A 15,352-nucleotide genomic window follows, 5' to 3' on the forward strand; every position below is an offset into this window, starting at 1 on the left:
TCAATAGTTACTCCCTCACAAATCCCAAGACAGTCACTTCCGCCAATGCCGCCGGAATCTGTTGAGTATTGTCCATGAAACTAATCCGGACAAACCGCCCTTTTACTTTTCCGGCATCCGTCTGTATCTCATATCGGGAAACAGGCGTCCGGTTCTCCTTCATATCCTCTATCACTCTCCATTCTTTCCGGTCATCAGACACCTCCACCTGGAATCGATAAACAGCTGTTTGCGGAAAAACCAAAGTAATTTGTTGCAAATCCAATCCCTTTTCCGTATCAAGTAACCAATAAGGCGAAGCATCTCCTTTCGCAGCCTGCCACCAAGTAGCCACATTTCCATCGGCAGCCAATGCAGCCACATAACCTTCAGACTGACTGTCGGTAAAAGTCGGATTATTACGTCCGAAAGTCTGCAACGGACGTTCCCTATTGGCTGAAGTGTAACGAACATACGGACGCTCTCTCACCTGTGGAGTCACATTCGGCACATATTGAGGATCCCCTTCAAACACCAGTTCCACACGTGCCGGAACCAATCCCGGAGAAGAAGCCTCGATAAGGGTCTTTCCGGCATAATACGAACGGAAAGCAATAGCCGCTTTCCCATCCTGTATACGGATATCACTATCTTGTTTAAAAGTAATGGACGTCCCCGTAGGAAACTCACCGGGACCTGCTACCAACTTTAATGTCACCTCGGGAGAATTACTGATTTCTTTTCCCTGTGCATCCAGCACCGTCACCGTCAGTTGTACATCATCCGTACCATCAATACGAATCCCCATTGTCTTATCCGCTTCCAACTTCAGTTTAGCCGGAATACCGGGCTTTGCCCATTCGGGAGGTGCTATATGATTATATTCATTCCGATACCAATACCATGAACGCTTGGGAATACGGAAATAGTCCACTATCCCCATCTTGCCCAACTGACTTCCGGCAATACTTCCGTGATCAAACCCACACCAGATAGCCTGTCCGCTTCTCCACTCATAACCTTTCCATCCATCATTCTTTTCCAAATCTCCCCACCCCGGCATATATTCTCCCGGTCGGTCGGCAGTCGTACTGCCATATTCGGAAACCACTCCCGGAATCCCCGGATTCAGAAAATCAGGCTGAGTGGCTCCATCTCCATTATAACCACCGATATCTCCCAGCTTATCAATTCTTCCCACTCCCAACGGACGCTGCGCCCCACCTATTGCAGCAGGCCGTGTCGGGTCAAGCTGATGCGACAAAGCCACCATCTTTTTCAATAACTCCCTCACTCCGTCCATAGCCTCCGGTGCCGAGAAAAAAGCCTCATTACACATACTCCATGCCACAATAGAAGGATGATTGCGATGAATGCGAATCATCTCCCCCAACTGCTGTAACGCACTGGCATCAAATCCGGGTCTGTGTTTGTCATAGACGGGATACGCGCTCGAGTTCCAATACCCGTCAGGACCGAATCCCCCAATCCCCCAAAAAGGAGCTTCCGCCCAGAATAACATACCCATTTCATCACAAGCCTTAGAGAAAGCAGGTGCATGCGGATAATGCGACCCTCTGATAAAATCAAAACCTGCCTCCTTCATTTGCTTCACATCGCGCCTCATGGCAGCCTCCGTCACCGCATCTCCCCACCCGGCCTGATCTTGATGAACATTCGCTCCTTTAAAGAAAAGATGTTCTCCATTCAAAAAGAATCCTCTGTCCGCTGTCCATTCAAACCAACGAAAACCGAATACAGTCTCTTCAGAGTCAAGCAATTCATTTCCCTTATATAGCAAACTCACCAACTTATAAAGACTCGGATGAGCAGGATGCCACAACTCCGGTTCATTTACGGCAGGCGTAACCTGCACAAATTGCTTACTGTCATTTGCCCCGACATACTCGGTCGTAGTGACAGAAGTCACCGCCTCCCCATTCAGTTTCCGAACCTCAGTCACCAATTTATACTCCGAAGACAGACTTGAGCGGTTGCACACCTCCGTAGCCACCTTAACGGTAGACGCTTTTCCCCTGTTCTCCTTCAGTTCGGGAGTGATGACAAACGTACCATACCAATCAATATAAGTCTTCGATTTCTGCACGAGCCTTACATTGCGATAAATCCCCCCACTGAAGACATGCTCTCCCGCACGCGGTGCCACATCAGGTTTCCATATATTATTAACACGCACTGCCATTTCGTTATTACCTGCCTTCACAGCTTTAGTCACATCGACAGAGAAGCCGGTATATCCTCCGACATGGCTTCCCACCTTTTGTCCGTTTATATAGATTTCAGCTTCTTGAAAAACACCGTCGAACTCAATGAAAGTACATTTCTTCAAGTCATCTTCCGACAACCTAAAACTCTTGCGATACCATCCATACCCCACATAAAAATCTTTCGACATAAAATAAGGAATACTGAACGAATGCGGCACTCCCACCGTTTCCCAACCCGAATCATTATACCCGATTCTTTCGGCTCCCCGCACATCTCCGTGTGCATATTTCCATTCACGATTAAAGTTGATCTTCTTCCTTGGAGATTCAGATTGCTGTGCTTTTATCACACTGCAAAAGAGGCAGATACAAAAAGCAAATAATAATTGTGCGTTCTTCATTTCTTGATATTTTATTGTTTCATCCTATTTTTGAATAGACAAAGATAAAACTTTTTCATGATAATTCGTTTTTTTGATAACGCAAATGTACTATCCATTTGCTCACCGCCAATGAAGATTTCAATTCCACCAATCCATATTGCCATTTTTACCAATCGTACTAAATCTGCCATAAATAATGCTCGTATCTGCCTTGCAAAAAACGATTGAAGAGCACAAGGTATCACTGAAATGCTGGAGGCTTTCATTTCTGATTTACAGTAAATTATGGTCTATTGTGTACTAACTGTGTACGAACCTGAATAATTCACAGCATAAAAAAAGAAAGCATTGCATTGTCGTTTTGACAAATTTTCGTACATTTATTGTGCTAAAAATCAAAGTACTACAATGCTTTCTTATGGACAAAAACACATCATGCTTAGTGCGGTATACATCAGAGAGAAGAAGACCTACATCCGAATTAGCTTTTCTCCAAACCATCGGCATCGAACGATAATCAAATACTAAAATGGAAGCCAAAGGTATCAAGATATATATCGGATGCAAATTGTACAGGAGAAAAAACGTGAGTGACTAAAATAGCAAAGGCTATGAAATGAAACTGTAGGAATACGCTCAAGTTAATAACAAAAGCAAAGAAAAACATTATGAGACATGTGATTATCATAGTTTTTTTATTACTTTTGCATTTGGATTGAGACGTCCCTTCTGAGACATATTAATAAAGAAGAAGCGTTATGCTTATCTTGTAATTTTGAGAACGTAGGAAATTTTCAAAAGAATGTACAAGGGTGGCATAGTGGTTCTCACGCATAGCGTGGGCTGCTATTACTACATCTGTACATTCGGGTTTCCTACGACCTTCAAAATTAAGATGTAACATTGCAGTGCCACGCTTCAGCGTTTATAAAAAGATTCTTTAGGAACTGCAGGAATCATTTACAATCTACTATGGAAATCATTTTTATTGGTTTTGCTGTTATCTTGGGGCTATATTTGCTCCTGAATTTAGCAGGTATCCTACTAGGCATATTCACGGAATATGTATTGCCCATTCTTGTATATTGCGGAATCGGTTCCTTTTTCTTTTGGCTGGTATTTTGGATATTCGGCATAAAGGAGTTCTTTGGTATTTCCACCATAATTATCGGTGCGATACTTGGTTTTATCGTTTGGATTTTGGTAACTTTTTTTAATAACAATGGTGGTTTCGGTAATTATGAGCACGAAGACATGGATCACGATATGCCTACTCATGTTATAATAGACAAATAATCATATCAACTTAAAATTCTATATACGAAACTCAAGACTATAAAATTAATAGCCGCTATAGAAACTAGATATTGTAGTATCAATTCACACAACAGATATTGTATTTATAACGTAATAGAAATAAAATGAAAACAAGAAACATTATACTTGGTATGCTGCTGTTTGCCTTTTCAGCATGCACTCCTGAAAACAAATCCGTTACCGAGCCTCTCACACCCGAAGAAACTGAAGAAATAGATAAAAAGTATCCAGGATTTTCTTATAATTATGAGACTTACATCTACCCTAAAGTGAACAAATTGTCGAAAAGCTCGTCTTTTTACCTTAAACTGAAGAAGCTTACCTATGCCGACTTTATGGATTTTATACAAAAACAGTTACAATTGCATGAATCGAAATGGGAAAAACAGGCTGAGGAGAAAGCTATACAAGAATGGAATAAAAAGTTCGACATAGAAAAACTCACTCACCGCTTAGATGCCATGACAGACTCTATTATCACTTCATGGGAGAACTATTACAAAGAAAATAACCTTAACACCTATCTTTCCATAGAATTGTTAGAGATGAATAAAACTATTGTGAACGATTCATATACAGGGATGTCCAGTCTAAATGCTACCGTACATCTCAAAGTCACTCCATTAAAAGGGCGAATAGACAAGCTGTCTGTAGGCTTCACTTTCTTCCGGACCAATGAAGTTCCACCTTATAAACTAATAGACCGCGTGGCTGGAGGCACCATAAATACAGAAGAGGCATTTAGCAAAGCCATTGAAGTAAGTAGTGAGTTGAACGTAACGAGTCGGGATCTGCCGGGTTGGACAAGGTCGTATGTAGATTATATTTCCCAAACCTCATCGGAATCTTTCAAAAAGGAATGTAAGATAGATATGGATATTACCGAACTGACAGTTGAGGGACAAAAGCTGACTTGGGATGCCTTGTATGCCCAAAAACCGAATGAGGTATATGCCTATAAGGAGTTGCGTGACAAAGGCGACAGATCTTCGTCTAGTTATAAGTACAACCGAAACACATTTATCAAAAACTACATTGATAGAAGTTATGATGAAAAATCGAGCTACGTCATTACCCGTAAAAGCCAAATGGAATATGAATTGAATCCGTTAGCTTATACATTATATAATGGGGAAGAGGAAACACAACTTAAATTGGACGAATGGGGATGGCAACCAGCTTACTAATTTTAATGACATCATGATGAAAAATATCTTATTTATATGCACTTTGACAGCCTTGCTTTCGGCATGTTCGGAAAGCAGGCTTTTTAAAAAGGAAGAGCAGTACACACCATTGTGCACCTATTTCAATCCGCTGGATTTGGATATGAACATAGAAACATTAATGCCTTATTTTGTAAATTACTCTACAGACTGGGCAAAAATGGGATTGAGAAGCCACCCGATGATGGTGACTTATAAATACAACAATACAGCTTGGGGCATAACGGCTACTTCGCAATACGTTTTCCTTGCCAATGGTCGTTTGTCAGAACAACGAAGAACCTCATTTAGCGTAGGTGCGAGCAGATTTGATGTGATTGCATTTGAATATGATGGCTATTCAAACCTTATCAACATCAAATCTGTAGAGGATGGTCATTATAAACGTCAGCACAACGATAACGGCTTTACTTATGATTCCACAGGAAAACTCATCCGACGAGAAAAAAGTGACAGGGCAAACCCGGGCACGTGGAACTATCTTTTTGAGTATCACGAGAATGGGATCTTAAAATCCATATCGCCAGAAAAGGATAATGCCTTGACAAGTGAAGCAGGAGTGACACTTTACAAATTCCAGTTCGATTCGCTTGCGCACATGAAGCGTCTTGAGACCCCAACGACAACGAATATGTTCCTGAAAGACATTGGTGAATACAAGAAAGGCAAATCGGTAATAACATTTACCTATACCGACAACTTATGTACGCAAGCCGTAGAAAAAATTCCTGTTAAGTTTGACAGGGGCACAGAAACACTGACATGTACAAGTAACTTTATTTATAACTCGCACGGCGACTTAATTACATGGACTTATTCGGGTGGCGTTTATCAAGATAAAGGTAATGGTTGGCGTGTAGATGATATGATGTTCGCCATTACCTATGATTATGTGTACGATAATAAAGGGAACTGGACACAGGCAAAGATAACATTTCCTGCTAACATTGATGAAATACCTGCTTTGCGCACCTACTACAAAGCTAGTAAGAATGGCATTACATCCAACCAAGACCGTTCCTCTTCTGTGAAAGTTGGCGAAGTTCCCATTCTGACGATAGAACGTACCATAGATTATTGGGCTGATGATGCAATAGCCTCGTGCCATGAAACGGAAACCCACAAAGATACGAAAAAAGATAATGGGCTGCGTTATAAAGGCACAGACATCTACTGGCTCTCGAATAAAGTGAAATCAGTGACGCAAGAATCCTCTATAGGCGACCGTTCCCAATTGAAGTTTGACCAATCGGGTAATCTCGTCTACAAAGACGACAACTATGCCAATGGCGCAACAACTTATAAATACATAACCTCGACAGCTTACAACGTGAATGGTTGGGGCGATGCAGTGGTTGACATCAAGATAGAAGACGGCAAACGTTCAGATATATGTTCGGATGCGTCCACTACAGAACTGAATCAAGAATACACATTCGACAGCAAATCGCGTATTGTAAAGCACAGGTTCACCTCTTATATGGCCTATGTTACATGCACATACCAATACGAAGATGAAAAAAGGATTCCGGCAGTCATGGTAAGAGATCATCCCGAAGAAGGTGTAACCACTTACCATTATACTTATACCAAGTTCGATAAGCATAAGAACTGGATAGAGCGCAAAATAAGCTACTCTACCGAATATGATAAGTATGATGAAAATGGGGACTATATAGGAGACGAATATACTTCTCCAAAAGAATACACAGAGAAAAGAGACATTGAGTATTGGTAAACTATTGCCATGTATAGCCACAAACCTTAAATTGTGAAGATAAGGTATTGACAAAAAGCAATACAGATAGATGGTATAACAGATGCCACGACCGTAAATAACCCACCAACCACACTAATCTTGGCGCAGATTTCTCATGGGAAATCGGGAATCATTATGCGTGGGGAGAGATGGAACCCAAACAGAGTTACAAAGAGAATAATTACCCGTATTATCATCAAGTAATAGGTAATGATATTAGCAATACATGGCACGATGCGGCTCAAAAAGAATTAGGGGGTGATTGGCAAATGCCAACAAAAGAAGAATGGCATGAGTTACTTTTTTCCACCGAGCATGAATGGGTATCTATACATGACCGTCAAGGGTATCTGTTTACAGCAAAAAACGGTTCTCGCCTTTTCTTTCCAGCAAACGGTTATGCATACGACCAAAATGTTGACACACCTGACGAGGGATATTATTGGACATCAACATTTTCCAATATAGACAATGCCTATGTAACTTATCTTCCTTCAAACTCTTGGGGTATAAGCTATTACGATCGATATATTGGAATAGGCATAAGAGCTGTAAAAATGAATTAACAAGCTGAACTGCAACCAATACTCGAACGAGAAAACAATCCGGATAACTTTTCGTAGTAATTATCAAAACGTCTTTAGATGTATTCGTTAAGATTCTATCTTATCTGTTTAAAGCCATTTTCGTTCTATGATTGAATGAAAATGGCTTTTGATATACAGTTGTTATAATCATTGGTGAGCAAATTCATTAGAACTTAGTTTCCAACTTTCAATCATCGAATATTTAAAATCTAGATAAAATTATTACCTTTGTTTCTAGAAAGAGTTATTTGTCAGTATAGCACCGCAAATTGCAGAAAATAGCACCGTTGCCAAATCGTTACCACTACTTCTCAAAAGCTTCGATAAATATCTATTCTACAACCGGTTAAGTCAAATCGATAATAATCTAAAATACATAGCGTCCGGCTTTTGCTATAATCCTTTTGAATTTGAATCATTGATTTTTTTGATGAATTATATTCAGTTTACTGATTCCACTCTTTTAAGTCAGAGACCAACGGGATTTGTTCCTCACATGACCATTGGGAGTGGGAACAAGCGGTTGGGGCATGACGCCCACATCTGATTATACAGATAAAATCATAGATTTATATACGCATAAAGTTTAGCATGCCACCACCCGATACACATTCCCCTTGGCGGTATGTACCCGTTCGCCCAGCTGCGGCAGGATGCGGCTCAGACTGTAGGCGGTCATGCCTCTCATGACCGAAGGATGGGCAGACTTCATCCGCTCGAATAATTGGGTGGCGGAAAGGGTCAGCACTTCCTGCGGATGGTCCGCTTCCGTGGCTAAGCGGAAGCAAAGGCGGAATACCTCCTCTTCGGGTATGTGTTTGTAGAACAGGGCGTTGTGCTGCTGGATGGCTTGCTCTTCTTCCTTGTTGAACCAGCTTCGTTCACCGGACAGGAGTTCCGCTTTGAGTTGGGCGTACAGCTGTTCATGCTCCACAGGTGTGACGCAGTCAATGGCGTGCTCCAAGCTGACACAGAGGAAGCGGCGCGAGCCGGTGCGGTCTACCAGCAGGTCTTCCCGGTTGCTGGTGCCGATGAACGAGGCGATGCGGGGAAGTGCCGACGCACTGCGTTTGTAGGCCTTGCGGATGTTCAGTGCGGAGGCTTGCATCAGGTTCTTCAGCAGGGGCATTTTGGACGCGCTGAGTTTGTCGAATTCATCCAGATTGATCAGACCGCAGGCAGCGAGTTTGGCTTCGGCGGATGCCGGAGAGCTGAGGTCGTAACTTTCTGTGTAATAAGCTTTCAGCGCATCGGGCATCAGCAGGCGGCAGAACGTACTTTTCCCCAGTCCTTGTCGGCTGCTCACCAGCAGGGGAGCCACGCTGTTGGCGCGGTTGATACTGTTAGCGCGGTTGGCACTGTTGGCGTTGTTGGTATCCGGATGAAACTGCATCCATTGGGCGGAGAGTCCCAGCATCCAGCGGTGGAAACCATTCACCCATACCGGGTCGTCGGACACCCGGCGGGCAAGTGCGGATACGCGATCCTTGCCGTCCCATTCGGGAAGTTGTTCAAAGTAGGCGGTAAAGGGATGGTATTCGCTGATGCGGCGCGAGCGCACAAAGCGTTGGATGTCTCTGTCCCAGCAGTCTATGCCTGTTTCGATGGCTTCCATGCTGAGCGTGTTCATCCACCGTTCGTCCACCTTGGTGTAGCGCAGGTGGGTGTCGGGAATGTTGTTTGTTACTTCTGCCACCTCGGTTTCCTCGGTCAGCACGTTGAAGCGGAAGCGGTAGCGGGAGGTGAGGAAAGCGGTCACTTCCTGCATCAGGGAACATGATTTCGCTTTCTTGACTTCCTCTTTCGAGGATTCTAATCCAGCTTTCTTTCGGGCACTTCCCGATTGTGCGGCTTCCTTCTCCGTTTTTTCAATTAAGGTTGTCGGGTGCTTGGAAGTTTCGTTTTTGCTTTCCGGCAAATTGCCCATGCCGTTTTCAGCCGGAAGAACCTGTGACTTGCTCACTTCCTTCACTCCGTCTTCATCGGACACAATGTAATGGTAAACGCCCGCCAGCGCATTCCCGTCGGTACGCGAAGTCCAGTTCAGTACCAATGCCACCCGGCCTTCGCGGATATCCACTGCCAGGTGCACACCGGGGATGGTCCGACAAAGCGGCATCAGTCCGTTGAGGGCGGATACGAAGTCACGGCGCGGCGTTCCGTCGGAAGGAACAGGAGCTGACAGGAATTTGCTTCCGAAGAAGACTGTTTTGAGGGTGGCGAATACATTCATGAGGCACTTTTTTTTAGATTTGACGAACTACAAATATACAACATGAAAAAGCGTTTGTCAAGAGGGGAGACAAATTAATCAAACCCTGGTACAGGATATGACGGAGCCTGACACTATGACATATATACGTGCAGGCTCATGCGTACGTACGTATAGCTCGATGCGTATATACGTGTGACCTGATGCGTATATACGTGTAGACTTATGCCACCGTATGTGTAGCCCGATGCGTAGGCAAAAAGACCTTGATGTTTTCAAAAAAGATGGTGATGTTTCTTAAAAACATCACCATCTTTTTTAAAAAGCTCGGTATGTTTTTATGTAAGGGAAGATGGAACCACCCTCACCAAGTCGGTCATTCCTTCTTTTCCCTTCATCCTTACATATTAGCCAAAATACATTAGCAATCAATAGGTTAAGAATGACAGCACATCCCCTCATTCTCCTTTCAGCCGTGCTTCCCGAGTCCCTTCACAAGCTGTCTTCAGCAATTCCCTTGTGTACTTTCTACACCTCTTTTTAGACTACCGTAAATGAAAGCGTTATCGAAAAAGTTCAAAAGCCGGAAGAAGTATTACAAATGAAAGGAGGCTGAAAGGGTGGTGGCACGATGTCCATTCACTACCGGAACCACCATCAACAGGACGTTTCAGCGATAGATGAAAGGAGGAAGGAAGAAAACGGCATAATCATTGGTGGATGTCAGAATTCAGGACGATGTACTTTAGAATAGTTAAAAAGCTATCCGGGTACTAACCTTTTGTTGTATCTTAAAAATATTTTATTCATCTTTGTCTAAACTTAAATACTATTTTTTATGAGAAACACCATATTGATATTGTGTATACTTGCATTGTCAGGCTGCACAAGCCAGTCGAAAAAGCAAAGTGATGAAAGTGAAGAGACAGCCTTTGTCTTGGATTCCACCATCAGAATCGGCGATGCCATCGAAAAGGCACTGCCATCCATGAAATTATCCAAAGTGGTGGACAGTATCGTATATGTGCCTTTGGAAACAAAAATATATTTGACCAACGGGTTACTACAGTATGTAAAGCCCTATTGGTGTGCATTTCCCGGACGCTTATTCGATGCTAAAGGAAAATATGTCAAGCAAATAGGAAAACTGGGAGGCGGACCGGGAGAAGATACCAGTCCATGGGGCTATATGGTTACTTATGACGAAAAACGCGGCTTATTCTATACACAGGGAAACAAAATCATACAATATGACAAGAACGGGAAGTTTACAGGAGCAGAAAAGACGATACAATATACAAGCGGAGGCATGATCAGTGGCGGTTCTTTGACAGGCCTGGCAGGTATGGCAACAGCTGACAGCCTATATATGCTTGTCAATTATCCCGATTCTGCATATTGGATGAATACGAATCTCGACATTGTGTATAGCGAACGTATTCCGCTAGACAGCAGCCTGCATCAGCCGGCCAATGTTTATGCTCAAGGTATCCAATATGAGTTTTCGGACTACGACGGACATACCTTATTCTATAATTTCTTTACCGATTGCATGTACACAGTAACCGATAATGGACTAAAAGTGAGATGGAAATTTGATATGAAAGATTTAGGGCCGGACAAACGTGCTTTCCTCAATGACTATATGACACATATTACAGGAATAGTGAAGATATCACGCCAGGCAAAGGGGGATGAAAAGACTAAAAAACTTCTTGCTGAAAACAGTGAATATGCCAAACTGGTAGACAATAAAAAAAGGATACTCAATGCATACGAATCCGAACGCTATGTGGTGATGCAATGGATGAACATTATTGCCTATGAAGGTATACGAAAAAAACATTCCCCTTATTTATTAGCCTTCCTTGATAAGACCAACGGAAATACTTTTGCCATATCACAACATCTGACTGATGACATTGACGGTGGAAAACCTTTTGAGTTAAGACTGGGAGTACACAATGGCGCCATGGTCAGCTGGATATGGCCTTATGAACTGAAAGATTATATTGCCCAACAGAAGGAAAAGGGCGAATGGGTAAGCGAGAGACTGGTAGCGTTAGCTGATGGATTGAAAGAAGACGACAACCCTGTATTAATTATGGCTTATTTAAAGAAGAAATAATAATAGATTTTATCATAAAAACTACCTTTAATACAATGAAACTAAAATTTATACCCTATATCCTCTTCTTTTTATTGGCGGCTTCGTGCCAAGAAAAAGGGAGTAAACCTGACACTATACAGCAGGAATACAAACCGCACATCATTGATTTAAGTGAAGCGGAGTATTCGGAAGAGCCACAACTGTTGTCTGATTTTGTAGAAAGCATAGAATATATAAAATTTTCGGAAGAACCATTGATTCCCGATTTAGTCTTTACATATCCGGTTGAGGATAATGAAGGAAATTTGTATTTGGATAGCAGTAATGGTATTCATAAATATACCCCAAGTGGTCAATATGTGAAATCACTCTTCAAGAAAGGACAAGGGCCGGGAGAACTTGCCTCCAAAATCGGACGATCTATCTTTAATATAGAGAAAAACTATGTATTGGTTACAGATTATGGTAAAATGGATTATCAGAAATTCTCATTAAACGGTGATTTTCTAGGAACTGAGCCATACCAACTAGAGACTGTATCAAAAGCCATATTTGCCTTTTGGAAAAATACCGAGCTTTATAGTTATATAAGAAATGCTCCTTATGAACAACATTCTAAAGTTAATCCAGACAGTCTGTATTTTTTCACAGTTCGAAACTTGGATACGGATTCTGTCATTTTCAGGCTAAAGAACCACCATTTTGACATTAAGGGAGAAGTAATTGGTCCCCGCATTGCTATTCAAGCTGCTCCGGCCTATAGGGGCATTATAAGTGATTCATTATTATGGGTAAAACCGGTACATGTGGATACGGTCTTTTGCACAACAAACTGGAAAGATTTGCGTCCATTCTATATCATAAAACAGTCTCCAGACGCAGCAGACTATGAATGGTTTACAATATGTTGGGCAGGAGTAAACAATTACTCCACGAGTGAACTTCTTAATAAGAAGCAGTTATCAGGTGTATGGGCATTAAAGAACGGCTTATTGTATGCCTATTTTCAAGGTGAAGAAAAAAGCGGACACGGTTTTTGTCCTGCTGATGGAAAAGCCAAAACCTATTCCAAATTGTTCAAGAATGATGTAGATAAATATTGTCCTTCCATTGATTTCAGTATACCGATGAACATAAGCTCTCTCTTTTGCAAAAACGGTTATCTCTATATGTTGGTAGATGCTTTCAAATTCTTTGAAGAAGGTGCGAAGCCTCCTTTTCCTGATTTGAAAGAAGACAGTAACCCGGTATTGGTGAAACTTAAATTGAAAAACGGGAAAAGGAGATATGTTTGACAACACGAAAAAAATATCCTCACTACCTCCGGTTGGATACCATGCACTGTGATCTCCACTTACCTGTGGATGATAGCCAAAGTTTTCCTGCTTCTTCCTTGTGGCTCTACCATATTTTTGATAACTTGCCACTGTTTTTCAGTCTGGTTAGTTGGATAGTAGCTCATAACTTATTCGAGCAGAGATATTTAAGTTACAAAATACTATTAACTAACTGATTGATAAATGGATATTGATTATTTAATAAAAACAGTTTCTTATTAAATCTATGAAGAAAAACCTGCTTGCTATTGCAGCATTTGCTTTGTTACTGACCTCGTGTGAAACCAAATTGGTAGAAAAGGTAGACCTTATTCCGCTGGCGGAAAATGTAGAAATCCATAAAGGTGCTTTTCCATTAAGTAATTTACAAAGCATACAAGTACCCGATGAGTGGAAACTCACCGCAGACAATTTTGTGAAAGACTTGCAAAAAACAGCCTCGTTAACCGTATCGTTAACTGATTCGGAGGGTAGTTTGGTAATCGTTAAAGACGAGTCACTTTCTGCCGAAGCTTATCGGCTGAATATAGAGAAAAACCGGATTAAAATAGAAGCCGGCGATATACAAGGTGTCAATCATGGTTTGGCCAGTTTACTCCAACTGATTATGACTGCAAAAGATGCTCAATTACCGGTGCTCACCATACAGGACAAGCCTGCATTCGGTTACAGAGGATTGATGCTGGATTGTGCCCGTCACTTCTGGACGGTAGATGAATTGAAGGAAACACTTGACCACATGGCCTTTTTCAAACTCAACACCCTTCATATGCATCTCACTGATAATCAAGCCTGGCGATTATCTATGGATAAATATCCCGATTTAGTAAAAGAAGGTACCTATTATTATGACTTTCCCGAATTGTCCGGAAAATATTATAGCAAAGAGGACTTGAAGGAAATCGTAACCTATGCCGGAACACGGGGAATTGAGATTATCCCGGAAGTGGATTTGCCCGGGCATAGCATTGCATTGCTTGCCGCATTGCCTGAGCTATCTTGTCGGGGAGGAAAATTCGAAGCTACTCCCGAGGAACGTGACTGGAACAAACGCAAACGTGGCAATGAAAATATGATTTGTATCGGCAATCCTCAGTCATTCGCTTTTGCAGAAGATGTAATAGATGCACTTATCGAAATTTTCCCTTCGCAATATATACATTTCGGAGGGGATGAAGTTCCTACTGATATTTGGGAAAAATGTCCCAAATGTATGGCACTTTACAAACGCGAAGGAATGAAATCTCCGGGGGAAATTCAGGATTACTTCACTCGTAAAATGAGTGACTTGATTCGTTCTAAGGGTAAAATAATGATAGGCTGGGGTGAAATCAATGACAGACATGCAGCCGGTCCGAATGATGTATTGACTATTTGGAGGGATAATGGTGTGGAAAAGCAGAAGATTGCCTTGGAACATGGCATATCTGTTATCATGTGTCCTCAACACGGTTGCTATTTCGACTGGGGGTATGCCGGAAACTCTACCCGTAAAGTCTATGAGTGGAATCCCGTATCAGAAGGAGTCACTGCTGAACAACAAGCGTTGATAAAAGGAGGACAGGCTGCCTTGTGGACTGAACGCATCACTACTATGGACCGTGTGGAATGGATGCTTTATCCGCGTATCTGTGCCTTGTCGGAGGTGCTATGGAGTGAGCCTTCTGCCAGAAATTGGGATGATTTTTATCAACGTATTACTACGTTTTATCCTGTTATGAAGAAACTGGGTATCAATTATTATGAAGATGATGCCATGAATGAAAAGGAGTTTGTTCCGTCAAACGAAAAGCCTGCTTTGGTTCGTAATGCACATATCGACACCAATATTCCGGGAAATCCTCCTTACCATGCAGAATATGCTTTTGATGGTAAATCGAATACTTTCTTCTGGGGTGGAACGTCCGTGGGACCGGAGCATTATTTTACAATCGTTTTAGGTGAACCGATGAAAGTAAATGAAGTGAAAGTCATAACAGGCGATTCCAAAGATTATATCACCATGGCCGATCTTTTGATTAGTGAAGATGGTGAGAACTTTGTGAAAGTAGGTAAATTTGATGATCTGGGACAAGCATCGGCTACACCGGATGCTGCCAAAACAATAAAAGCAGTCAAGATTCAAATAACCGGCCAACATACTTGCTGGCCAATCATCAAAGAAATTATCTTGAAATAGAAGTGCTGTTACTGCTACCACCCATCCTTTCAAAA

At 42.0% G+C, this 15,352-nt stretch carries 10 protein-coding genes; 7 read left to right on the forward strand and 3 right to left on the reverse strand.

What is annotated here, in order from left to right:
* Positions 1-7 precede the first annotated feature (7 nt).
* Both HMPREF1534_RS08225 and HMPREF1534_RS20360 read right to left on the reverse strand, forming a co-directional pair.
* On the reverse strand, positions 8-2,608 hold the full coding sequence (locus HMPREF1534_RS08225; protein WP_005940946.1) for a glycoside hydrolase family 2 protein: 2,601 nt from the start codon (positions 2,606-2,608) through the stop codon (positions 8-10).
* An 11-nt stretch (positions 2,609-2,619) separates the two neighbouring features.
* A complete protein-coding gene (locus HMPREF1534_RS20360; protein ID WP_018452576.1) occupies positions 2,620-2,781 on the reverse strand; it encodes a hypothetical protein in 162 nt (53 codons plus the stop codon).
* A 781-nt stretch (positions 2,782-3,562) separates the two neighbouring features.
* Between HMPREF1534_RS20360 and HMPREF1534_RS08220 the strand changes: the two genes are divergently transcribed.
* The 4 genes from HMPREF1534_RS08220 (at position 3,563) to HMPREF1534_RS08205 (ending at position 7,458) form a co-directional block, all read left to right on the forward strand.
* A complete protein-coding gene (locus HMPREF1534_RS08220; RefSeq protein WP_005940953.1) occupies positions 3,563-3,886 on the forward strand; it encodes a hypothetical protein in 324 nt (107 codons plus the stop codon).
* A 125-nt stretch (positions 3,887-4,011) separates the two neighbouring features.
* Positions 4,012-5,094 (forward strand): hypothetical protein, encoded by a 1,083-nt coding sequence (locus HMPREF1534_RS08215; protein WP_005940956.1) that lies wholly within the window; start codon positions 4,012-4,014, stop codon positions 5,092-5,094.
* A 13-nt stretch (positions 5,095-5,107) separates the two neighbouring features.
* Entirely contained in the window at positions 5,108-6,871 is a 1,764-nt protein-coding gene (locus tag HMPREF1534_RS08210) for a hypothetical protein (protein ID WP_005940959.1), read from the forward strand.
* A gap of 170 nt (positions 6,872-7,041) precedes the next feature.
* On the forward strand, positions 7,042-7,458 hold the full coding sequence (locus HMPREF1534_RS08205) for a fibrobacter succinogenes major paralogous domain-containing protein (protein WP_005940961.1): 417 nt from the start codon (positions 7,042-7,044) through the stop codon (positions 7,456-7,458).
* Positions 7,459-8,065: 607 nt separating this feature from the next.
* Here HMPREF1534_RS08205 and HMPREF1534_RS08200 read toward each other — a convergent pair.
* Positions 8,066-9,712 carry a VapE domain-containing protein gene (locus HMPREF1534_RS08200; protein ID WP_005940963.1) on the reverse strand — a complete coding sequence of 549 codons (1,647 nt, stop codon included), beginning with the start codon at positions 9,710-9,712 and terminating at the stop codon, positions 8,066-8,068.
* 817 nt (positions 9,713-10,529) lie between these two features.
* Here HMPREF1534_RS08200 and HMPREF1534_RS08195 point away from each other — a divergent pair.
* From HMPREF1534_RS08195 to HMPREF1534_RS08185, 3 genes are all read left to right on the forward strand, one after another.
* Positions 10,530-11,819, forward strand: a complete 1,290-nt coding sequence (locus tag HMPREF1534_RS08195; protein ID WP_005940965.1) for a 6-bladed beta-propeller — start codon at positions 10,530-10,532, stop codon at positions 11,817-11,819.
* A 35-nt stretch (positions 11,820-11,854) separates the two neighbouring features.
* A complete protein-coding gene (locus HMPREF1534_RS08190; RefSeq protein WP_005940967.1) occupies positions 11,855-13,096 on the forward strand; it encodes an NHL repeat-containing protein in 1,242 nt (413 codons plus the stop codon).
* A gap of 268 nt (positions 13,097-13,364) precedes the next feature.
* Positions 13,365-15,317 (forward strand): glycoside hydrolase family 20 protein, encoded by a 1,953-nt coding sequence (locus HMPREF1534_RS08185; RefSeq protein ID WP_005940969.1) that lies wholly within the window; start codon positions 13,365-13,367, stop codon positions 15,315-15,317.
* The last annotated feature ends 35 nt before the right edge of the window (positions 15,318-15,352 follow it).

The sequence above is a fragment of the Phocaeicola massiliensis B84634 = Timone 84634 = DSM 17679 = JCM 13223 genome, from assembly GCF_000382445.1.
In the GTDB taxonomy this organism is placed as follows: domain Bacteria; phylum Bacteroidota; class Bacteroidia; order Bacteroidales; family Bacteroidaceae; genus Phocaeicola; species Phocaeicola massiliensis.

Bases quoted from the DNA above. Each gene is read 5' to 3' on its own strand.
- HMPREF1534_RS08190 (WP_005940967.1), top strand. From the start codon at position 11,855: ATGAAACTAAAATTTATACCCTATATCCTCTTCTTTTTATTGGCGGCT.
- HMPREF1534_RS08220 (WP_005940953.1), top strand. From the start codon at position 3,563: ATGGAAATCATTTTTATTGGTTTTGCTGTTATCTTGGGGCTATATTTG.
- HMPREF1534_RS08205 (WP_005940961.1), top strand. From the start codon at position 7,042: ATGGAACCCAAACAGAGTTACAAAGAGAATAATTACCCGTATTATCAT.
- HMPREF1534_RS20360 (WP_018452576.1), bottom strand. From the start codon at position 2,781: ATGGCAGATTTAGTACGATTGGTAAAAATGGCAATATGGATTGGTGGA.
- HMPREF1534_RS08195 (WP_005940965.1), top strand. From the start codon at position 10,530: ATGAGAAACACCATATTGATATTGTGTATACTTGCATTGTCAGGCTGC.
- HMPREF1534_RS08200 (WP_005940963.1), bottom strand. From the start codon at position 9,712: ATGAATGTATTCGCCACCCTCAAAACAGTCTTCTTCGGAAGCAAATTC.
- HMPREF1534_RS08215 (WP_005940956.1), top strand. From the start codon at position 4,012: ATGAAAACAAGAAACATTATACTTGGTATGCTGCTGTTTGCCTTTTCA.
- HMPREF1534_RS08210 (WP_005940959.1), top strand. From the start codon at position 5,108: ATGATGAAAAATATCTTATTTATATGCACTTTGACAGCCTTGCTTTCG.
- HMPREF1534_RS08225 (WP_005940946.1), bottom strand. From the start codon at position 2,608: ATGAAGAACGCACAATTATTATTTGCTTTTTGTATCTGCCTCTTTTGC.
- HMPREF1534_RS08185 (WP_005940969.1), top strand. From the start codon at position 13,365: ATGAAGAAAAACCTGCTTGCTATTGCAGCATTTGCTTTGTTACTGACC.